Raw genomic sequence first — 20,567 nt, forward strand, 5'->3', positions numbered from 1 at the left:
AAGGAAGCATTTATTTTTATGGAAGTAAACGACAGAATCCACGGCTTTTGCCTGAAACATAAAGCGTACATCCCCGAAGTTGACTCGACGGCCTACACGTTCGAGCACGAGAAGAGCGGCGCGCGCCTCTTCTTCCTCGCCAACGACGATGACAACAAGGTCTTTTCCATCTCGTTCCGCACGCCGCCTGTCGACGACACGGGCGTCGCGCACATCGTCGAGCACTCGACGCTCTGCGGCTCGCGCAAGTACCCGCTCAAGGAGCCGTTCGTCGAGCTCGTCAAGGGCTCCCTCAATACCTTCCTCAATGCGATGACGTACCCCGACAAGACGATGTACCCGGTGGCCAGCCGCAACGACAAGGACTTCCAGAACCTCATGGACGTCTACCTCGACGCTGTCTTCTACCCGGACATGCGCGAGAACCCGCAGGTGCTCATGCAGGAGGGCTGGCACTACGAGATCGAGAAGAAGGAAGACCCGCTCGCCTACAGCGGCGTCGTCTACAACGAGATGAAGGGCGCGCTGTCCTCGCCGGATGACCTGCTCGAGAGCCGCATCATGCACGCGCTCTACCCGGAGACGACGTACGGCCACGAGTCGGGCGGCGACCCGGAGGCCATCCCGGACCTCACGCAGGAGAAGTTCATCGCCTTCCACGCGAAGTACTACCACCCGTCGAACAGCTACATCTACCTCTACGGCGCGATGGACATCGAGGAGAAGCTGCGCTACCTCGACGAGGAATACCTCTCGCACTTCGACCGCATCCCCGTGCCGTCGAAGATCGACCTGCAGCCGGCGTTCTCGCACCTCAAGCGCGAGACGGTGCCGTATCCCGTCAGCGAAGAGGAGGGGACCGATGAGAAGACGTTCCTCGCGCTGAGCTGGACGACGGGCCAGTCGCTCGACCACAAGGCGATGATGGGCCTCGAGATCCTCGAGCACGCGCTCCTGCGCACGCCGGCCGCACCGCTGCGCAAGGCGCTCATCGACGCGAAGCTCGGCCGCGACGTCGACTCCATCTTCGAGACGGACATGCTGCAGCCGTTCTTCAGCATCATCGTCAACAACGCAGAGCCGGAGCGCCTCGACAAGTTTTACCACCTGACGATGACGAAGCTCCAGCAGCTCGCCGAGAACGGCATCGACCGCGAGCTGCTCGAGGCGTCCATCAACCTTATGGAGTTCCGCCTGCGCGAAGCCGACTTCGGCTCGGCGCCGAAGGGGCTCATCTACGGCATCCGCATCATGAAGAGCTGGCTCTACGGCGGCGCTCCCGAGACGTACCTGCGCTATGAGGACCTGCTGCAAGAGATGAAGGACGGGCTCTCGGGGCGCTACTTCGAGTCGCTCGTCGAGACGTACTTCCTCGCGAACCCGCACCGCAGCCTGCTCGCGATGGTGCCGGACACGCAGATGGCCGCGCGCCGCGAGAAGGAGCAGCAGGAGAAGCTCGCCGCGAAGAAGGCGGCGATGAGCGACGCGGAGATCGAGGCGACGATCGCGGCGACGCAGGCGCTCAAGGAGCGCCAGCAGAGCCCGGAGACGGAGGAGGCCCTGCACACGATCCCGGTGCTGAAGCTCTCAGACATCCGCAAGGAGTCGTACCCGCTGCCGCTCGAGGTCCGCAATCTTGGCGGCACGAAGGTGCTCTTCAGCGATGTCCACACGAACGGCATCGCCTACCTCAATCTCTACTTCGACGCGAGCGCCGTGACGCAGGAGGAGCTGCCGTACCTCTATCTCTTGAGTGAGCTCCTCGGCATGGTCGATACGGAGAAGCACACGTACGCGGAGCTCGCGAACCTGCGCAACCTGCACACGGGCGGCATCGCGTCGGATGTCGTCGTCTACACGCGAAACGGCGAGCCAGACTCGCTGCTCCCGAAGCTGCGCGTCCGCGCGAAGGCGCTCGTCAAGAGATTGCCGGAGCTCATGGCGCTCCTGCAGGAGATCCTGACCGAGAGCCGCTTTACGGATGAGAAGCGCATCCGCGAGCTCGTCGAGCAGGAGGAGACGTCCATCGAGCTCAATCTGCAGCGCGCCGCCAACCAGATCATCGTCTCGCGCCTCGCGGCCTACCTCTCGCGCGCGGGCCGCTACGCCGACGAGGGCGGCCTGCCGTTCTATCCGTTCCTCAAGGCGTTTGAGGCGGACTTTGCGGGAAGTCTCGCCAAGATGCAGCAGGTGTTCAAGACGCTGCTGCCGAAGCTCTTCAACCGCAACGGCCTCATCGTCAGCGTCACGCTCAGGGAAGAGGAGTACCCGGCCTTTGCCGAGGCCTTCGGCGCCCTGCAGCAGAGCTTCTCGCAGGACGTGTTCCCGGCGGCTTCGTTTGACTGGAAGGTCGAGCCGGAGAACGAGGGCCTGACGTCCTCGAGCCGCGTGCAGTACGTCGGCAAGGGCGCGAACTTCCTGCGCCTCGGCTACCGCTACACGGGCAGCATGGCCGTTTTAGAGACGCTTTTGCGCTACGACTACTTCTGGACGAAGATCCGCGTGCAGGGCGGTGCCTACGGCGCCTTCACGGGCTTCAACCGCAACGGCTTCATGTACTTCGGCTCCTACCGCGACCCGAACCTCCGCGAGACGCTCGCCGTCTTTGACGGCACGGCCGACTATGCGGCGCACTTTACGGCATCGGAGCGCGAGATGGACAAGTTCATCATCGGCACGATGAGCGGCGTCGACACGCCGCTGACGCCGATGATGAAGGGCGATGCGGCCGCGACGTGCTATCTGCGCGGCATCACGGAGGCGGACCGCCAGCAGCGCCGCGCGGAGATCCTCGCGACGCGCCAGGAGGACATCCGCGCACTCGCCCCGCTCATCGCGGACTGCATGAAGGAGAACGTCCTCTGCGTCTTCGGCAACGACGAGAAGATCGCCGCGGCGAAGGACGCCTTCGGCTCCATCAAGCCGGCGCTCTGAGATGCGACATTTGTCCTCTGGAGAAGGCGTTGACTTTCCTCTGTGGACATGGGATAATGAAGGAGATATCATAATATGAGTCGATGTCCTGCTGCCGCGGGCGGCATAGCAGGACAGGAGTATGGGAGGCTTTCTGGATGAAGAAGACAATTTTCAAAGGTGCAGGTGTCGCCATCATCACGCCGTTCACGGAGGATGGTGTCAACTTCGAAGAACTCAGCCGCATCATCGAGGACCAGATCAAGGGCGGTACGGATGCCATCGTCATCACGGGCACGAGCGGTGAGTCGGCCACGATGACGGACGAGGAGCACAGAGCGGCCATCAAGTGCGCCGTCGACACGGTCAAGGGCCGCATCCCGGTCATCGCCGGCACGGGCTCGAACGAGACGTCTTACGCCATCGAGCTCTCGAAGTACGCGGAAAGCGTCGGCGCGGATGCCGTGCTCGTCGTCACGCCGTACTACAACAAGTGCACGCAGAAGGGCCTGATCGCGCACTACAAGGCCATCGCGGAGAGCATCAACATCCCGATTGTCCTCTACGATGTGCCGTCGCGCACGGGTGTCGGCATCCAGATCCCGACGTACGTCGAGCTCGCCAAGATCCCGAATATCGTCGCAGTCAAGGAGGCCAACGGCGACCTCTCGAAGATCCTGCGCCTGCGCGCTGCCTGCGGCGACAGCCTCGATGTCTACTCGGGCAACGACGACCAGATCGTCCCGATCCTCTCGCTCGGCGGCAAGGGCGTCATCTCCGTCCTCTCGAATGTCGCGCCGAAGGAGACGCACGACATGTGCCAGCTCTACTTCGACGGCAAGGCCGAGGAAGCCGGCAAGATGCAGATTGCCTATGCTGACCTCATCGACGCGCTCTTCTGCGAGGTCAACCCGATCCCTGTCAAGGTCGCGATGCGCAAGCTCGGCTATGCAGCCGGTCCGCTGCGCATGCCGCTCTCGGAGATGGAGCCGGAGCACGAGAAGCAGCTTGAGACGGCCCTGCGCAACCACGGCCTGATCAAGTGAGCTGGCAATAGCCGCTGATTTTAGACGAAAAGCCTTCAAGAACCCGAGACGATGCAGTCGAGGTCTTGAAGGCTTTCTGTATTTCTATATTTCTGTATGTATCTGCATGAAGCAGAGAAAGAGAGAGCATATGCACGGTGTATTTGACATAGTCGGGCCGGTCATGATCGGCCCGTCGAGCTCGCACACGGCGGGTGCGGTGCGGCTCGGCCTCATGGCCCGCAAGGTCCTCGGCGAGCCGGCCGTACGCGCGGACATCAACCTGCACGGGTCGTTCGCGCAGACGTACCGCGGCCACGGCACGGACAAGGCGCTGATCGCGGGCATCCTGGGCTTTGCGCCCGACGACGAGCGCATCCGCGAGGCGCTGGCCATCGCCGAGGAGCAGGGGCTCGTCTTCTCGTTCCAGAAGGTCAATCTGGAGCAGGCGCATCCGAATACGGCGGTCATCCACCTGACGGGGGCTTCGGGGCGCACGGTGCGCGTGCGCGGCGCGTCTGTGGGCGGCGGCAACGTCCGCATCACGAACATCGACGGCTACGAGGTCGAGCTCACGGGCATCTACCCGGCGCTCATCACGATCCACCACGACAAGCCCGGCATCATCACGAAGGTCACGCAGATCCTCGCGCGCTACGAGTACAACATCGCTTTCATGCGCGTCTCGCGCCAGAGCCGCGGCGAGATGGCCATGATGATCCTCGAGCTCGACGAGCCGCTCTCCGGCGATGTCGTCGCGGAGTGCTGCGCGGTCTACGAGGTCGAGACGGCCTTTGCCATTCCGGCCATCTAGCGAAAGGAGTACGAGATGATACAGGTGAATTTCAATACGGTCGCGGAGCTCGTGGCGCTCGCCGAAGCGCAGCATGTGCCGGTCCACGAGATCGTGCTCGCGCGCGAGATGCACGACAGGGAGCGCTCGCGCGGCGAGGTCCTGCAGGCGATGCTGAAGAACTGGCAGGTCATGCAGGAGTCGATCGTGCGCGGCATCCAGAATACGGAGCGGTCGGTCAGCGGCATGACGGGCGGCGACGCGAAGAAGCTCTACGCGTACCGCACGAGCGGGTACATGGGGGAGGCGGCCATCGAGGCGGCGGCCTGTGCGGTGGGCATCAGTGAGGTCAACGCGGTCATGGGGCGCATTGTCGCATGTCCGACGGCGGGCTCGTGCGGCATCGTGCCGGCGGCGCTCTACGCGGCGAAAAAGCAGCGCCGTCTCGCTGACGGCGACATCGTGCTGGCGCTGCTGACGGCGGCGGGGATCGGCATGGTCGTCGACCAGAATGCCTCGATTGCCGGCGCGGCGGGCGGCTGCCAGGCGGAGTGCGGCACGGCGGCTGGCATGGCGGCGGCAGCGCTCGTCGAGCTCGCGGGCGGCACGCCGGCGATGATCGGCAATGGCACGGCGCTCGCCATCAAGAATCTCATGGGGCTCGTCTGCGATCCCGTCGCCGGCCTTGTCGAGGTGCCGTGCGTCAAGCGCAACGGCTTCGCGACGGTCGTCGCCATGATGGCGGCTGATATGACGATGGCGGGCATCCGGTCGGTCATCCCTGTCGATGAGGTCATTGCCGCGATGAACGAGGTCGGCCATCTCCTGCCGAAGTCGCTGCGCGAGACGAGCGAGGCGGGCCTCGCCGTCACGCCGACGGCCAAGGCCATCGAGAAGCGCGTCTATCCCGACTGAGGGGCAGGAGAGGGGTTAGCCGGGCCGCAGGAGAGGGCTGCCCAACGCTCCGCATGGCCGGCTGCTAAACGCATGTTTTGCCCTGGAATACATCCCTGCCGGGGAGCGAAACGCGCTTCGCTTGAACGACGCTTCCCGGCAAGGGGCTTGGTCGGCAAAAAAATGCGTTCTTGACGCAGGCGGCCAAAGCTCTGCTTATGGTCAGCCCTCTCCTGCTGACGGCGGATTCAGTCTGGCCGCAGAGAGACTGCCCAACGCTGCGCATGACCGGCTGCTAAACGCATGTTTTGCCCTGGAATACATCCTTGCCGGGGAGCGAAACGCGCTTCGCTTGAACGGCGCTTCCCGGCAAGGGGCTTGGTCGGCAAAACCTGCGTTCTTGACGCAGGCGGCCAAAGCTCCGCTAATGGTCAGCCCTCTCCGCTGGCGGTGAATCTTGCCGTTGGGCAGTCCTCTCCGCCCGCTGCGGACTTCGCCTGCTGCAGACCAGCCTGATGGCGGGTCTGTGCTTTTTTCCTTGCGTATCTTTGCCAGGCAGTGTAAAATGAGAATAACAATGCGAGATGATTCGCAAAATATAGTGTAAGGAGAGATTATTATATGAAGAAAATCATCCAGATGCTGCTCATCGCCTGCATGGTCGTGCTCGGCACGCAGGTTGCTTTTGCAAATGCCGACAAGGTCACGGTTCAGGAGGGGGCCGACCTCACGGCCATCCACCGTCTGGCCATCGGCTCGCCGCTCTACATGCAGGTTGACCCGAAATCCCCGAACAAGGACATGCTCACGCAGATCGTCTATGAGTCGAGCCGCGTGGCGCGCTGCTACGTCATCTCGTATGACACGGTCGCACAGAACATCAAGGCGGACCAGAACATCGACATCAAGGCGCTCGACCGCCGCACGGCTGCCAAGGACTTCAAGCAGTATGTCGCTAATTACGCGGATGCCTACGTCATCCTGACGGTCGCCAATGACAGCCGCACGACGTTCTTCTTCGACGTCTACAAGGCCGGCACGAACGAGCTTCTCTACACCTACCAGATCCAGGCCAACCGCAGCGAAGGCGACACGGTTGCCACCTACACGAACATGGCAGAGCAGTTCTACAAGCACTTCGAGCGCTCCGCTGTCGAGCAGCAGAAGGAAAACAGCAAAAAGAAATGATGCATAAAAAAGACAAGGCACAATGCCTTGTCTTTTTTGATTGGCCGACGGGTTGTCGGTGGGATGGGCTCAGTGTGCGAGGTAGAGCGGCTTGATCTTGGCGTCTTCGGCCATCGTCTTGTCGATGTAGCCGCAGCTGACCATCGCGTCGAGGACGATGAACTGGCGCTTCTTGGCCATCATGAAGTCGACGTAGGGAGAGTAGAGCGAGGGGGCGTTCGGCAGGCCGGCGAGCATGGCCGATTCGGGCAGGGCGAGATCGCGCGGCCGCTTGCCGAAGTAGCCCTCGGAGGCGGCGCCGATGCCGTAGTAGTTCGAGCCGTAGTAGATGGTGTTGAGGTACATCTCGAGGATCTCGTCCTTCGAGTAGTTCCACTCCATGTCGAGCGCCAGCACGAACTCCTCGGCCTTGCGGCCGAAGGACTGCTCGTGCGAGAGGAAGAGATTCTTGACGAGCTGCTGCGTGATGGTGCTCGCGCCCTCCTCAATCTCGCCGGACTGCAGGTTGACGAGGGTGGCGCGTGCGATGCCCTCGAAGTCGAAGCCGTGGTGGCTGTAGAAGCGCCGGTCCTCGACGGCGACGATGGCCTGCTGCAGGGAGTCGGGCGTGTCCTGCAGCTTGACGTAGTGCGGGTCGCGCACGTTGACGCGGCTCTCGACGGCGCGTCGCAGGAAGATGACGCGGCTCAGCCGGTCGGAAAAGCCCGGATGGTGCACCTCGTCCGTCATCTCGTTGGCGGGCACGCTCTGCGTCGGCCGCGGCAGGAAGCCGCCTGCGCTCTGCCACGTCTTTGCGGAGAAGACGGCCAGCCCGCCCGATACGAAGAAGGCGGCGAGGAACAGGATCAAGAGGAAAAAAAGAAAGCGGATCAGCCGTTTCGGTGACCGCCGTCGTCTTGTTGCCATGAAATAAACACTCCTTTGTCCTCATTATAACACGCACGGTTTATTTCGTCAGCAACCGCATCGCCAAATGCGATGAGAGGGATCGCAAAAAAATCTGTAAAATTGTAAAGAAAAGGCTTGCAATATTATACAGCATAGATGTATAATTATAAACATCAATTCAAGGGGCCGAGCCCCGGAGGAGGAACTAGTATGAAAGTCAGTGTCCTGGGAGCAACGGGATACGCGGGAGCGGAGCTCCTGCGCATCCTCTACAATCATCCGCAGGCAGAAGTCGTGCACATCACATCCGAGAGCCACACGGGCGAGAAGATCGCGGATCTCTACCCGCACCTGCGAGGCTGCTACGACATGGTGCTCGAGAGCATGAAGGACATCGAGGCCATCGGCAAGGACAGCGATTTCGTCTTCATCGGCCTGCCGCACGGCCATGCGATGAAGGTCGGCCGCGCGCTCCGGGACCTGCCGGTGCGCATCATCGATCTCGGCGCTGACTACCGCTTCCGCGATACGAGTGTCTACGAGGCGTGGTACCACGTGCCGCACACGGATCCTGAAGCCGAGCGCGTCTACGGCCTCGCCGAGCTCTACCGCGACGAGATTCGCGATGCCAAGATCATCGGCAACGCCGGCTGCTTCACGACGGCCAGCATCCTCGCGCTCGCGCCGCTCGCGCGCGCGCATCTCATCGATGTCAATACGATCATCGTCGACGCGAAGTCAGGCGTCTCGGGCGCGGGCCGCTCGCCGAAGCAGGCCAACCACTTCCCGGAGCTCTACGACAATTTCCGCGCCTACAATGTCGCGCATCACCGCCACACGCCGGAGATTGAGCAGGCCGTCACGGATCTCTCGGGCGAGGCGACGGTTATCAACTTCACGCCGCACCTCGTGCCGATGTCGCGCGGCATCCTCGCGACGTGCTACGCGACGCTCAAGGAGGGCGTGACGCCGGAGCTCGTCGACGCCGCCTTCGAGAAGGCCTACAGCAAGGAGTTCTTCATCCGGCTGCTCGGCCGCGGCGGCTACCCCTCGACGAAGGAAGTCCGCGGCTCGAACTTCTGCGACATCGCCTGGCACATCGACGAGCGCACGCACCGCGTGATCGTGCTCTCCGCCATCGACAACCTCGTCAAGGGCGCGGCGGGGCAGGCCGTCCAGAACTTCAACATCGCCTGCGGCTTCGACGAGAAGACGGGCCTTGACTTCGTGCCGATGTACCCCTGAGTATCGCGAGGCGCATACGAAATCGAAACCATTTACATTTAGGAGGAATCCCATATGATCAACGCATTCCACAATGAGGCGGGCGTCACGTTCCCGCAGGGCTTCAAGGCCGCCGGTGTCAAGGCCGGCATCAAGAAGAGCGGCAACCTCGATGTCGCCGTCATCTACACGGAGAAGGAGGCGGCTGTCGCCGGCACCTTCACGCAGAACGCCGTAGCGGCTGCGCCGGTCTTTGCCTCGAAGGCCGTCGTCGCCACGGGCACGGCGCACGCCATCGTCGCCAATGCCGGCTGTGCCAATGCCTGCACGGGCGAGCAGGGCGAAAAAGACGCCAAGGCGACGCAGGAGATCGCTGCCGAGGCGCTCGGCTGCACGCCACAAGATGTCGTCGTCGCTTCGACGGGCGTCATCGGTGTGCCGCTGCCGATGGACAAGCTGGAAGCGGGCGTCAAGGACGCCGTCAGCAAGCTCTCGGCGGACGGCAGCAGCGCGGCAAGCCAGGCCATCATGACGACGGATACGCATCCGAAGACGGCGGCGCTCGAGATTGAGCTCGGCGGCAAGACGGTGCGCTTCGGCGTCATCGCCAAGGGCTCGGGCATGATCCAGCCGAACATGGCCACGATGCTCTGCTTCATCACGACGGATGCCGCCATCGACAGCAAGCTCCTGCAGAAGGCGCTCTCCAAGGTCGTCGCGACGTCCTTCAACATGATCTCGATCGACGGCGACATGAGCACGAACGACATGGCCATCGTCATGGCCAACGGCGCGGCCGGCAATGCGCCGATCGCGGAGGGAAGCGAGGACTACGCCAAGTTCGTCGAGGCGCTCGACAAGCTCTGCAAGGAACTCGCCAAGGAGATCGCCGATGACGGCGAGGGCGCGACGAAGTTCCTGACGGTCCACGTCACGGGCACGAAGACGTTCGCCGACGCCAAGACGATCGCCATGAGCGTCGCCAAGAGCCCGCTCGTCAAGACGGCCTTCTTCGGCGCTGACCCGAACTGGGGCCGCGTGATCTGCGCCGTCGGCTATGCCGGCGTGCCGATGAACCCCGAAGACGTCGTCGTCAAGTTCGGCGATATCCCCGTCTACGCACACGGTGTCGGCGCCGAATACGACGCTGAGGCGCTCGCCAAGGTCATGGAGCAGCACGACATCACCATCTCCATCGACATGGGCCAGGGCGAGGAAGAGGCGACCGTCTGGACCTGCGACTTCTCCTACGAGTACGTCAAGATCAACGGCGAGTATCACACCTGATAGACTGGCGCAAGAGATAGGGGAAGGATAGTATGACATTCACAGCCAAGGATAAGGCAGCCATCCTCGTCGAGGCGCTGCCCTACATCCAGGAATTTTACGGAAAGACCATCGTCATCAAGTACGGCGGCAATGCGATGATCAATGAGGACCTCAAAGAGAAGGTCATGCAGGATGTCGCGCTGATGAAGTACGTCGGCATCCGCCCGGTCATCGTGCACGGCGGCGGCCCGGAGATCACGGGCTTCCTCAAGAAGGTCGGCAAGAAGTCGTCGTTCGTCGCCGGCCTGCGCGTGACGGACGCGGAGACGGTCGAGATCGCGGAGATGGTCCTCGACGGCAAGGTCAACTCCGAGATCGTCAACCTGCTCAATCACCGCGGCGTGCGCGCCGTTGGCCTCTCGGGCAAGGATGCGAATCTCATCTGCGCCCAGAAGAAGCTCGCGACAGTCTACGAGGGCGATGAAAAGAAGAAGGTCGACATCGGCTACGTCGGCGCCGTCCAGAAGGTCAACGTGGCCCTCATCGAGGACCTCCTCGACCAGGACTACGTGCCCATCATCGCGCCGATCGGCGTCGGCGCGAACGGCGAGAGCTACAACATCAACGCCGACTACGTCGCGGCGGAGATCGCCGGGGCGCTGCACGCGGAGAAGCTGCTCTTACTGACGGACGTCGAGGGCATCTACAAGGACTTTTCCGACAAGTCCTCGTTCCTCTCGACGCTTCACATGCAGGAGGCGCGCGACTACATCAAGTCGGGCGTCATCCAGGGCGGCATGATCCCGAAGGTGGAGGCCTGCCTGACCTCCCTCGAGAAGGGCACGGGCAAGACGCACATCATCGACGGCCGCCTCGACCACTCCATCATCCTCGAGATCTTCACCTCGCAGGGTATCGGCACGCAGGTCGTGCGCTGACAATCACGATAAAAGAGAAGGATGCGATTTCATGCAGGAAACGGATAAAGAGATATTTGAGAAGGACGCGAAGGACTACCTGCCGGTCTTCAACCGCTACAAGATCGTGCTCAATCACGGCGAGGGCGCGTACCTCTGGGACAATAACGGCAAGAAGTACCTCGACTTTTTAGGCGGCATCGCCGTGAACGTGCTCGGCCACGATTACGGGCCGCTCGTCACGGCCATCTCCGAGCAGGCGAAGAAGCTCATCCACTGCTCGAACCTCTACTACACGCAGCCGCAGGCCGACGCCGCGGCGAAGCTCGTCGCGCTCTCGGGACTCGACAAGGCGTTCTTCGGCAACTCGGGCGCCGAGGCCAACGAGGGCGCCATCAAGATCGCGCGCAAGTACGCGCACCAGATAGACCCCGAGAAATCCCAGATCATCACGGCCTGGGACAGCTTCCACGGCCGCACAATCGCGACGCTGACGGCGACGGGCCAGCCGAAGTACCACGAGGGCTTCGGCCCGCTGCCCGACGGCTTTGACTACGTCCACTACAACGACATCGAGGAGCTCGAGTCGATGATGAGCGAGAAGACGGCCGCCGTCATGCTCGAGACGATCCAGGGCGAGGGCGGCGTCTACACGCCGGAGGGCGACTACCTCAAGAAGGTCCGCGCGCTCTGCGACAAGTACCACGCGCTCCTGATCTTCGACGAGATCCAGGCCGGCATCGGCCGCAGCGGCAAGTTCTTCGCCTACGAGAAGTACGGCGTCAAGCCGGACATCGTCACGCTGGCAAAAGGTCTCGCGGGCGGCGTGCCCATCGGCGCCTTCATCGTGACGGATGCGGTGGCCAAGGCCTTCCACGCCGGCGACCACGGCACGACGTTCGGCGGCAATCCGCTCGCCTGCGCGGCGGCCAACGTCGTTTTGGACACGGTGCCGAAGCCGGAGTTCCTCGCGCACGTCGAGGCGGTCGGCAGCTACTTCAAGCAGCAGCTCGAGCACCTCAAGGCCAAGCACCCCGCACTCATCACGGATGTCCGCGGCACGGGCCTGATCCTCGGCGCCGAGCTCGCCTCCGCTGAGCACGGCCGCGACATCGTCAACGACTGCCTCGCCGAGGGTGCAATCATAAACTGCACGGCCGGCAAGGTGCTGCGCTTCATCCCGCCGCTCATCATCACGAAGGAGCAGGTCGACACGGTCATCCTGACGCTCGACGATGTGCTCGCAAAATACGATAAATAAGTACGACAAATAAAAAAATTCAGCCGTTCGGGGTGATATGTATAGAAATACAAAAAAAATGCATATCTACACTTTTCAAGCGGCTGGATTTGATGTATAATATGCAATAGTTACGGAAGTTACAAGACTACAGATGTTCTAGTGATTCCAGCAGGGAGGTCATCATATGTTGAAAGGGAAAGACATGCTATCCATCCACGACTTATCCGTGGATGAGGTACAGGAGATCCTGGCACTCGCCAAGGAGCTCAAGGCAAAGCAGAAAGCGGGTGTGCCGCACAAGATCCTCGAGGGCAAGACGCTCGGCATGATTTTCGAGAAGTCTTCGACGCGAACGCGAGTATCCTTTGAGACGGGCATGTACCAGCTCGGCGGCCAGGCGCTTTTCCTCTCGAACCGTGACCTCCAGCTCGGGCGAGGTGAACCCATCCGCGACACGGCGCGCGTGCTCTCGCGCTACCTCGACGGCATCATGATCCGCACGTTCGGCCATGACCGCGTGGAGGAGCTCGCGAAGTGGGCGGACATCCCGGTCATCAACGCGCTGACGGACCTCTTGCATCCTTGCCAGGTCCTCACCGACCTCTTGACGATCGAGGAGTACAAGGGCAAGAACCTCAAGGGCCTCAAGATGGCCTACGTCGGCGACGGCAACAACATGACGAATTCCTTCCTCTACGGTTGTGCGAAGGTCGGCATGACGTTCGTCGCGGCGACGCCGGAGGATTACCGCCCCGATGCGACGGTCTTCAAGAACGCCCTCGAGGACGCGAAGGAGACGGGCGCTTCGCTCAGCCTCGTCACGGATCCGCACGAGGCCGTCAAAGATGCCGACATCGTCGTCACAGACACCTGGGCCAGCATGGGCCAGGAGGCCGAGCACGAGGCGCGCAAGAAGATCTTCGCACCGTACCAGGTCAACAAGGAGCTCCTCGAGGGCGCCGACAAGCGCGTCATCGTCATGCACTGCCTGCCGGCCTACCGCGGCGAGGAGATCACGGAGGAGGTCCTCGAGGCCAACGCCGATGTCATCTTCGACGAGGCGGAGAACCGCCTGCACACGCAGAAGGCCATCATGGCTCTGACGATGGCAGACTGAACACGCATTCTGTAATCGGTGACTTGTAATTTTATGACTGTGCATTATCCCTTCCAGATGCCCATGGCAAGCATGAACGCGTGATGGGCGGGGAGGAGTATAGGAAGAGAGGTTTTTACCATGGCTAAGATCAAGAAAGTCGTACTCGCATACTCGGGCGGTCTCGATACCTCCGTCATCATCCCGTGGCTCAAGGAGCATTACGATGGCTGCGAAGTCATCGCCTGCTGCGCCGATGTCGGACAGGGTGACGAGCTCGACGCCGTACACGACAAGGCCCTGAAGTCCGGTGCTTCCAAGGTCTACATCGCAGACCTCAAGGAGGAGTTCCTCAAGGAATACGTCTGGCCGACGCTCAAGGCCGGTGCTGTCTACGAGGACAAGTACCTGCTCGGCACGTCTTTTGCGCGCCCAATCATCGCGAAGAAGCTCGTCGAGATTGCCAAGCAGGAAGGCGCTGACGCCATCGCGCACGGCGCTACGGGCAAGGGCAATGACCAGGTCCGCTTCGAGCTGACGGTCAAGGCACTCGCACCGAACATCACGCTGATCGCTCCGTGGCGCGAGTGGGACCTCGATTCCCGTTCCGCTGAGATTGAGTACGCCAAGAAGCACGGCATCCCCATCGCGACGGAGAACAAGACGTACTCCATGGACCGCAACATCTGGCACCTCTCCCATGAGGGTTCCGACCTCGAGGATCCGGCCAACGAGCCGCACAACAGCATGTTCCTGATCTCCAAGGCACCGGAAGACGCGAAGGATGAGCCGGAATACGTCACGGTCGACTTCGAGAAGGGCGAGCCGGTTGCCGTCAACGGCAAGAAGATGGATCCTGTCGCTCTCCTGACGGAGCTCAACGAGATCGGCGCGCGCAACGGCGTCGGCATCGTCGACATCTGCGAGAACCGCCTCGTCGGCATGAAGTCCCGCGGTGTCTATGAGAACCCGGGCGGATCGATCCTCTACTACGCACACCGCGAGCTCGAGTACCTCTGCCTCGACCGCATGACGTACCACTTCAAGCAGCACGTCGCTGTCCGCTTCGGCGAGCTCGTCTACGATGGCATGTGGTTCTGCCAGCTGCGCGAGGCGCTGTCCGCTTTCGTCGACAGCACGCAGCAGACGGTCACGGGCACGGTCAAGCTCAAGCTCTACAAGGGCAACATCATCTCCGCTGGCTCCACGAGCCCGTATTCCCTCTACAGCAAGGAATACGTCACGTTCGAGCACGATGATGTCTACAACCAGGCTGACGCCACGGGCTTCATCAACCTCTTCGGCCTGCCGCTCAAGGTACGCGCCCTGATGCAGGAGAAGAACAGTAAATGAGCAAGGCTATGTGGGGAGGCCGTTTCTCCAAGTCGACCGATGAGATGATCAACGAGTTCCAGGCCTCCATCAATTTCGACAAGCGCATGTACCACGAGGACATCGCGGGCTCCATCGCGCACGCTACGATGCTCGCGAAATGCGGCATCATCACAGAGGAGGACCGCGACAAGATCATCGCAGGCCTCAAGGACATCCTCCAGAAGATCGAGCAGGGCAACTTTGAGTTCTCCGTCGACCTTGAGGACATCCACATGAACATCGAGAAGCGCCTGACCGACGCCATCGGCGAGGCCGGCGGCCGCCTGCACACGGCGCGCAGCCGCAACGACCAGGTCGCGCTCGACACGCACATGTACGTGCGCCGCGAGGTCGTGGCCGTGCAGAAGGAGATCGAGAACCTGCAGCGCGCGCTCGTCGAGACGGCGGAGAAGTACAGCGACGTCATCATGCCGGGCTACACGCATCTGCAGCGCGCACAGCCGATCCTGTTCTCGCATCACCTGCTCGCCTACTTCGGCATGCTCTCGCGTGACTTCGCCCGCTTTGAGGGCGTCTACAAGCGCGCGGACATCATGCCGCTCGGCGCCGGCGCGCTCGCCGGCACGACGTTCCCGATCGACCGCGAATTCGTGCAGAAGCAGCTCAACTTCGAGAACATCTACACGAACAGCCTCGACGCCGTCAGCGACCGCGACTACATCATGGAGTTCCTCGCGGCGGCCTCGATTCTCATGGTCCATCTCTCGCGCCTCTCGGAGGAGACGATCCTCTGGTGCAGCCGCGAGTTCCACTTCGTCGAGCTCGACGATGCGCACTGCACGGGCTCCTCGATGATGCCGCAGAAGAAGAACCCGGATGTCTCCGAGCTCGTCCGCGGCAAGACGGGCCGCGTCATCGGTCACCTCATGGCCATGCTGACGACCGTCAAGGGCCTGCCTCTTGCCTACAACAAGGACCTGCAGGAGGACAAGGAGGGCATCTTCGACGCGATCGACACCGTCAAGTTCAGCCTCGCCGTCTACGCGCAGCTGATCCGCGGCATGAAGGTCCGCAAGGACGTCATGAAGAAGGCCGTGACGGAGGATTTCTCCAATGCGACCGACCTCGCCGACTACCTCGTCAAGAAGGGCATGCCGTTCCGCAAGGCGCATGCCGTCTCGGGCCAGGCCGTCCACGACTGCATCGAGAAGGGCATCTACCTCGAGGACATGAGCCTCGAGGACTTCCAGAAGCTCTCGCCGCTCTTCGGCGCCGACATCAAGGAGGCCATCAGCCCCGAGACGTGCGTCAAGAACCGCAACTCGCTCGGCGGCACGTCCTACAAGCAGGTGGAGCTCCAGCTCCACGCCGCCAAGGACTTGCTCGCAGCCGAGGAAACGATTTCCGACAGGGCAGCCGACCAGCAGATCCAGGTCAAGTAAATAAAAAGACAAGAAACGAGAAGCCCGCTTCTCCCATCGCTCTTGTGCGATGGGGAAGCGGGCTCCTCGTCTTTGTGTCTATGTAGAATGGAACGGCTGGCCGTTGTCGAGGTAATACGTCTCGTGGACGACGGCGCGGGGATTGGGCGCGGGGACGCGGCGATGGCCTGGTCCTGTCAATGATGGGGTAGGAAGGGCGCGAGGCGCGGGGCGAGGTATCGGGCGAGGCGGGCTGAGCCGGACTTCGTCGGGTGCGTGCCGTCGCCGACGAAGTCCCCGGGGGCGAGCAGCGGGCCGTCTGCGTTGAGTGCGATGTAGTGGGCCGGGATGCCTTCTCGCTGTGCGCGCTGGCAGGCCTCCTCAATCCAGAGGCCCGCGAGCGGCGAGACAGCGGCGGGCAGCGGCTCGAGGCAGATGATGGGTGCCTCTGGGTTCATCGCATGGACCTGGCGGATGAGGCTCGTCCAGGCCTGCACGTATTCCTCGTGATAGGGGCGGCGCTTCTTGTCGCTGAAGTCGTTCGTGCCGAGTGCGAGGATGACGGCGGAGACGGGCAGCTTCTCACTCTGCCAGATGGTGTTGCCGGGCGTCTTGTGCGCGCCGTAGAGGGTCCAGCGGTAGCGCTCCTCGGTGTGGAGGCCGCGGTCAGGCCAGGGGGTGCCCCAGTTGTGGACGACGCCTTCGCCCGACTTGGCGACGACGCTGTAGTCGGCGCCGAGCAGGCGCGCGAGCTGCGGCGCAAACGCCATTGAGCCGTCCTCGATGGCAGCGTCGTTGTGGCCATGCTTTATGCCGTCGTTGCGGAAGCCCGCCGTGATGGAGTCGCCGACGAATTCCAGGCGCAGGCGCTCTGCCTGTCTTGCGGGAGCTTCGAGTGAGTCAGCCTCGAGTCCGCGGAAGTGACTGATGCCGTACGAGCCCTCCGTCGCGCGCTCGAGCCTGAGCGTGTGGCGGCCATTGGTCAGGCCCTCGGCGAGCACGGTCGGACCGTCTGCTGCGGCGCGCACTTTGCGCGAAGGGCCGCCGTCAATGGAGACGAGCCAGCGGTTCTCGTGGTCTTGGAGATCGGCGGCAATGCGCGTGCCCGTGAAATCCGTCTCAAGGTAGACGGCCCCCTGCGCGGCTTCATAGCAGCCGCCGTTCTCCTGCCAGCGCCCCTCATAGTGGATGGCGGGGGCTGTGGCGGGGAAGGAGGCGGCAAGGGCGGTGCCCGGCAGGCAGGCGAGGGCGAGGCTCACGGTGAGCAGCTTCTGTCGTATTGTTTTCTTTCCATTCATTCTCATTTGAGTTATTCTCATTCGAGTCGTTTGAGTCGTGTGTGCAGTCAAATCGGTTCCATCCTTTCTCCATGCATCTCTTTCTATCGGTTTTCGCTTTTGGGCTTGTTTTTTCCTTCTCTGCACTCTATATTATTAGTTATACATATCATGGTTTAGGAGTTGATCATTTTGTCGTTATTTGGACGTGAAGCGGCGGGCAGGCGGCACATCGACGGGCTCGATGTGCTGCGCACGCTGGCGATTGTCGGCGTCACGCTCTTCCACATGTTCCCCGAGCGGCTGCCGGGCGGCTATCTCGGCGTTTCCCTCTTCTTCGTGCTCACGGGCTTTTTGCTCGCCTACACGAGCAAGCGCAGTTGGCTCGAGCACCGCTTCCGCGTGAAGGCGTACTACTGGAAGCGCATCAAGCGCATCTACCCATCGCTCTTCATCGTGCTGCTGACGACGATCGGCGTCTTTTCCTTCGTGCTGCCGAAGGCCGTCGCGGCCATCCGGCCGGAGTTCCTCTCGATCGTCCTCGGCTACAACAACTGGTGGCAGATCGCGCAGAATGCCGACTACTTCACGCGCCTGACGAATGCCTCGCCGTTCACGCACCTCTGGTTCATGGGCATCGAGATGCAGTACTACCTCGTCTGGCCGCTGCTCTTCGCGCTCTACGCCTTTCTCGACATCCTCGCCGGGCGCCGCGCAGGCCTCGTGGTACTCGCCTTGCTCGCGCTCGGCTCGGCGGCCGTCATGCCGATGATGTACGAGCCGGACATGGATGTCACGCGCCTCTACTACGGCACGGACACGCGCGTCTACGCGCTGCTCTTCGGCGCCGTGCTCGGCCTCTGGTGGGTCGACCACCCGCGTGCGCGCCTCGGCAAATACAGGATGCTGCTCGGCTATCTCGCCTGGCCCGTACTCGTCGGCGTATCGATTGCCGCCTACTTCCTCTTTGACGGCCAGTCTGCCTACGTCTACGAGTGGGGCATGCTCGCGATGACTGCGCTCTTCTGTGTGCTCCTGCTGCTGACGGCCGACGACCGCTTCTTCGTCGGCGCCGCGCTCGAGAGCCCGAAGCTTCGCTGGCTCGGCTGGCTCGGCAAGCGCAGCTTTGGCATCTACCTCTGGCAGTACCCGGTCATCTACCTCTTCGCCAAGCTCGGCTGGACGCAGCTGCCGTACTACGCGGCGCTCGAGATCGCAGCCATCCTCGTCTTGACCATCTGGTCGGACGCACTCGCGCATGTCATCACGAGCCGCCGCCTGCCGGCCATCCGCGGCCGCCACATCGTCACGGCCTGCATCTTCCTGACGGCCTTCACGCTGCCGGGCCTCGCGCTCATGGGCTTCGGCGGCCACGCGATTGCCGTCTCGGCCGACCAGAAGGTCAGCGACACGGGTGAGCTGCAGGAGAGGCTCGCCGCCAATGCCGCGGAGCAGCAGGCGGCCAATGACCAGGCGGCAGCAGAGGCCGCCGAGCAGAAGGCAGCGGAGGATGAAGCCGCGGTCGACCTCTCGGGCGTCGCCTGTATCGGCGACTCCGTCATGCTCGGCTCTTCGGGCGAGCTTCGCAAGGTGCTGCCGGGCTGCATCATCGATGCGGAAGTCTCGCGCTACGTCGGCGGCGGCCTCGACGCGGCGAAAGAGATGGCGGCGCAGGGACGCCTCGGCAAGAACGTCGTCATCGCGCTCGGCACGAACGGCCCGATTGCCGGCTACGAGAAGTACGAGGTCCAGACGCGCGCGCTCCTCGAGTATCTCGGTCCCGACCGCCACATCTTCTGGGTCAATGTCTACTGCCCGGAGCTCTCGTGGCAGCAGACGAACAACGACTACCTCGCGAATATGGCCAAAGACCATCCGAACGTGACGATCGTCGACTGGTACGGCCTCGTTTCCAAGCATCCGGAATGGCTCGGCGGCGACGGCATCCACCCGAACGACGAGGGCACGGCCGCTTATGCCAAGCTCATCCATGACACGATGGCAGAGACGCTCGCGCATCCCGCGGCCGACTGATGACGCTTCCATGGATTTTCTATCGTTTTCCGTTACTTTTCAGAATGCCCGCTTATACTGGTATCCAGATTGAAAAGGAGTGATAATCATGCTGATGCTTGTTCTCGTCTTAGGGCTCAACCTCGTCATCAGTTTCCTCAACGCCCGCAACGTCGGGCGCGTCTGGGCGGAGTCGAAGGCCGTCGGCGGCTGGATCCGCCTGCTGGCCTGGTGCGGCGCCATCCAGTCGGCTGCCGGCTTCACCTTCGTCTACGCGGTCGTCGTCGGCTACATCGCCGTGAGCACGGGCTACCTGCCGCCCGCGATGCTCGGCGTCATGATGAACCTCATCTACATCATGATCATCGTGCCGCTCATCGGCTCGGGCATCTTCATCACGATCCAGTCGTGGATCGCCTTCGCGCGCGACAAGTCGCTCTCGAACCTCGGCGTTGCCGGCTGGAACACGTTCGCGCAGGCCTACAACACCTACAACGCGATCCAGAGCTTCGGCCCGGCGCTCGACAGCGTGCAGCAGGGGCTCGGCGGCCTGTTCTCGGATGACGGCGACAGCGACAACTCAACGGCGCGCGTCATCCTGCTTGTCGCCATCGTCCTGCTCGCCGGCGTGCTGACGACGTCCGTCATCGTGCGCCGCTACGAGGCGAGCCTGCCCGTGTCGGAGGATATCCGCCGCGGCACGCGCGACCTCGAGTACCGCTGACAACTGCAAAAAATGTACCATCGAGGTTCTGAAATAACTTGAATCTGACTCCAATCCCGAGTAGTATAAAAGCAAGAATACACGAGATTGGAGTCTTTACTTTGCGTAAACCGTATCAGAACAATAAGCCGGACAGAACGAAAATGGAGCGGGAGGGGCAGGAGAGCTGGCTCTCTGCAGCGGTCAAGCCGATGGACGGCGTGATCGCCATCGCGGCGATCTGCATCTTCTCGGTGATGGACTTCTCGAAGATGGAGACGGTCGACTGGATCTTTACGGTGACGTTCGCCATCTGGTTCGTGCTGACCATCGTCCGCTGCTGCATCTACTACCGCAAGTCGCGTTGA

Annotated in this window: 17 protein-coding genes; 15 read left to right on the forward strand and 2 right to left on the reverse strand. The window is 62.2% G+C overall.

All coding sequences use genetic code 11. The features are described from left to right. Positions 1–18 precede the first annotated feature (18 nt). The 5 genes from QDI87_RS01615 to QDI87_RS01635 all read left to right on the forward strand — a co-directional run bounded on the left by QDI87_RS01615 (position 19) and on the right by QDI87_RS01635 (position 6,813). Positions 19–2,934, forward strand: coding sequence for an insulinase family protein (locus QDI87_RS01615; protein ID WP_278742077.1), 2,916 nt, complete (start codon positions 19–21; stop codon positions 2,932–2,934). A 137-nt stretch (positions 2,935–3,071) separates the two neighbouring features. Beyond that, positions 3,072–3,959: a 4-hydroxy-tetrahydrodipicolinate synthase gene (dapA, locus tag QDI87_RS01620; RefSeq protein ID WP_055160680.1), complete on the forward strand. Its 888-nt coding sequence runs from the start codon at positions 3,072–3,074 to the stop codon at positions 3,957–3,959. A gap of 130 nt (positions 3,960–4,089) precedes the next feature. After that, positions 4,090–4,752: an L-serine ammonia-lyase, iron-sulfur-dependent subunit beta gene (gene sdaAB / locus QDI87_RS01625; protein ID WP_278742079.1), complete on the forward strand. Its 663-nt coding sequence runs from the start codon at positions 4,090–4,092 to the stop codon at positions 4,750–4,752. A 15-nt stretch (positions 4,753–4,767) separates the two neighbouring features. After that, entirely contained in the window at positions 4,768–5,646 is an 879-nt protein-coding gene (gene sdaAA / locus QDI87_RS01630) for an L-serine ammonia-lyase, iron-sulfur-dependent, subunit alpha (RefSeq protein WP_278742081.1), read from the forward strand. A gap of 600 nt (positions 5,647–6,246) precedes the next feature. Continuing rightward, on the forward strand, positions 6,247–6,813 hold the full coding sequence (locus QDI87_RS01635; protein WP_036376450.1) for a hypothetical protein: 567 nt from the start codon (positions 6,247–6,249) through the stop codon (positions 6,811–6,813). A gap of 69 nt (positions 6,814–6,882) precedes the next feature. Here QDI87_RS01635 and QDI87_RS01640 read toward each other — a convergent pair whose 3' ends face one another. Further along, positions 6,883–7,719, reverse strand: coding sequence for a transglycosylase domain-containing protein (locus tag QDI87_RS01640; RefSeq protein WP_036376452.1), 837 nt, complete (start codon positions 7,717–7,719; stop codon positions 6,883–6,885). Positions 7,720–7,911: 192 nt separating this feature from the next. Between QDI87_RS01640 and argC the strand changes: the two genes are divergently transcribed. From argC to argH, 7 genes are all read left to right on the forward strand, one after another. Then, a complete protein-coding gene (gene argC, locus QDI87_RS01645) occupies positions 7,912–8,946 on the forward strand; it encodes an N-acetyl-gamma-glutamyl-phosphate reductase (RefSeq protein WP_036376455.1) in 1,035 nt (344 codons plus the stop codon). A gap of 54 nt (positions 8,947–9,000) precedes the next feature. Next, on the forward strand, positions 9,001–10,212 hold the full coding sequence (gene argJ / locus QDI87_RS01650) for a bifunctional glutamate N-acetyltransferase/amino-acid acetyltransferase ArgJ (RefSeq protein ID WP_036376457.1): 1,212 nt from the start codon (positions 9,001–9,003) through the stop codon (positions 10,210–10,212). 32 nt (positions 10,213–10,244) lie between these two features. Then, positions 10,245–11,132: an acetylglutamate kinase gene (gene argB / locus QDI87_RS01655; protein WP_036376460.1), complete on the forward strand. Its 888-nt coding sequence runs from the start codon at positions 10,245–10,247 to the stop codon at positions 11,130–11,132. Between the two features lie 31 nt (positions 11,133–11,163). Then, a complete protein-coding gene (locus QDI87_RS01660; RefSeq protein ID WP_278742083.1) occupies positions 11,164–12,372 on the forward strand; it encodes an acetylornithine transaminase in 1,209 nt (402 codons plus the stop codon). A gap of 166 nt (positions 12,373–12,538) precedes the next feature. Then, positions 12,539–13,471 carry an ornithine carbamoyltransferase gene (argF, locus tag QDI87_RS01665; RefSeq protein WP_036376467.1) on the forward strand — a complete coding sequence of 311 codons (933 nt, stop codon included), beginning with the start codon at positions 12,539–12,541 and terminating at the stop codon, positions 13,469–13,471. Positions 13,472–13,591: 120 nt separating this feature from the next. Next, the gene (locus QDI87_RS01670) at positions 13,592–14,803 is read left to right on the forward strand and encodes an argininosuccinate synthase (protein WP_036376470.1); all 1,212 of its coding nucleotides are present in this window, start codon (positions 13,592–13,594) and stop codon (positions 14,801–14,803) included. Further along, on the forward strand, positions 14,800–16,227 hold the full coding sequence (gene argH, locus QDI87_RS01675) for an argininosuccinate lyase (protein WP_036376473.1): 1,428 nt from the start codon (positions 14,800–14,802) through the stop codon (positions 16,225–16,227). The genes QDI87_RS01670 and argH overlap by 4 nt, the downstream gene beginning before the upstream one ends. Positions 16,228–16,403: 176 nt before the next feature. Here the strand turns inward: argH and QDI87_RS01680 are convergent, their stop codons facing one another. Further along, complete coding sequence (locus QDI87_RS01680; RefSeq protein ID WP_162177208.1) at positions 16,404–17,510, reverse strand: SGNH/GDSL hydrolase family protein; 1,107 nt, start codon at positions 17,508–17,510, stop codon at positions 16,404–16,406. Between the two features lie 165 nt (positions 17,511–17,675). Between QDI87_RS01680 and QDI87_RS01685 the strand changes: the two genes are divergently transcribed. From QDI87_RS01685 to QDI87_RS01695, 3 genes are all read left to right on the forward strand, one after another. After that, a complete protein-coding gene (locus QDI87_RS01685; protein WP_081828431.1) occupies positions 17,676–19,517 on the forward strand; it encodes an acyltransferase family protein in 1,842 nt (613 codons plus the stop codon). Between the two features lie 88 nt (positions 19,518–19,605). Next, positions 19,606–20,220 (forward strand): hypothetical protein, encoded by a 615-nt coding sequence (locus QDI87_RS01690; RefSeq protein ID WP_051652206.1) that lies wholly within the window; start codon positions 19,606–19,608, stop codon positions 20,218–20,220. Positions 20,221–20,321: 101 nt separating this feature from the next. Further along, entirely contained in the window at positions 20,322–20,567 is a 246-nt protein-coding gene (locus tag QDI87_RS01695; protein WP_155948078.1) for a hypothetical protein, read from the forward strand.

Source organism: Mitsuokella jalaludinii (genome assembly GCF_928722185.1).
GTDB lineage: Bacteria > Bacillota > Negativicutes > Selenomonadales > Selenomonadaceae > Mitsuokella > Mitsuokella jalaludinii.

Coding starts and splice junctions, on each gene's coding strand:
- QDI87_RS01615 (WP_278742077.1), top strand. CDS start 19: ATGGAAGTAAACGACAGAATCCACGGCTTTTGCCTGAAACATAAAGCG.
- dapA (WP_055160680.1), top strand. CDS start 3,072: ATGAAGAAGACAATTTTCAAAGGTGCAGGTGTCGCCATCATCACGCCG.
- sdaAB (WP_278742079.1), top strand. CDS start 4,090: ATGCACGGTGTATTTGACATAGTCGGGCCGGTCATGATCGGCCCGTCG.
- sdaAA (WP_278742081.1), top strand. CDS start 4,768: ATGATACAGGTGAATTTCAATACGGTCGCGGAGCTCGTGGCGCTCGCC.
- QDI87_RS01635 (WP_036376450.1), top strand. CDS start 6,247: ATGAAGAAAATCATCCAGATGCTGCTCATCGCCTGCATGGTCGTGCTC.
- QDI87_RS01640 (WP_036376452.1), bottom strand. CDS start 7,719: ATGGCAACAAGACGACGGCGGTCACCGAAACGGCTGATCCGCTTTCTT.
- argC (WP_036376455.1), top strand. CDS start 7,912: ATGAAAGTCAGTGTCCTGGGAGCAACGGGATACGCGGGAGCGGAGCTC.
- argJ (WP_036376457.1), top strand. CDS start 9,001: ATGATCAACGCATTCCACAATGAGGCGGGCGTCACGTTCCCGCAGGGC.
- argB (WP_036376460.1), top strand. CDS start 10,245: ATGACATTCACAGCCAAGGATAAGGCAGCCATCCTCGTCGAGGCGCTG.
- QDI87_RS01660 (WP_278742083.1), top strand. CDS start 11,164: ATGCAGGAAACGGATAAAGAGATATTTGAGAAGGACGCGAAGGACTAC.
- argF (WP_036376467.1), top strand. CDS start 12,539: ATGTTGAAAGGGAAAGACATGCTATCCATCCACGACTTATCCGTGGAT.
- QDI87_RS01670 (WP_036376470.1), top strand. CDS start 13,592: ATGGCTAAGATCAAGAAAGTCGTACTCGCATACTCGGGCGGTCTCGAT.
- argH (WP_036376473.1), top strand. CDS start 14,800: ATGAGCAAGGCTATGTGGGGAGGCCGTTTCTCCAAGTCGACCGATGAG.
- QDI87_RS01680 (WP_162177208.1), bottom strand. CDS start 17,510: ATGAGAATGAATGGAAAGAAAACAATACGACAGAAGCTGCTCACCGTG.
- QDI87_RS01690 (WP_051652206.1), top strand. CDS start 19,606: ATGCTGATGCTTGTTCTCGTCTTAGGGCTCAACCTCGTCATCAGTTTC.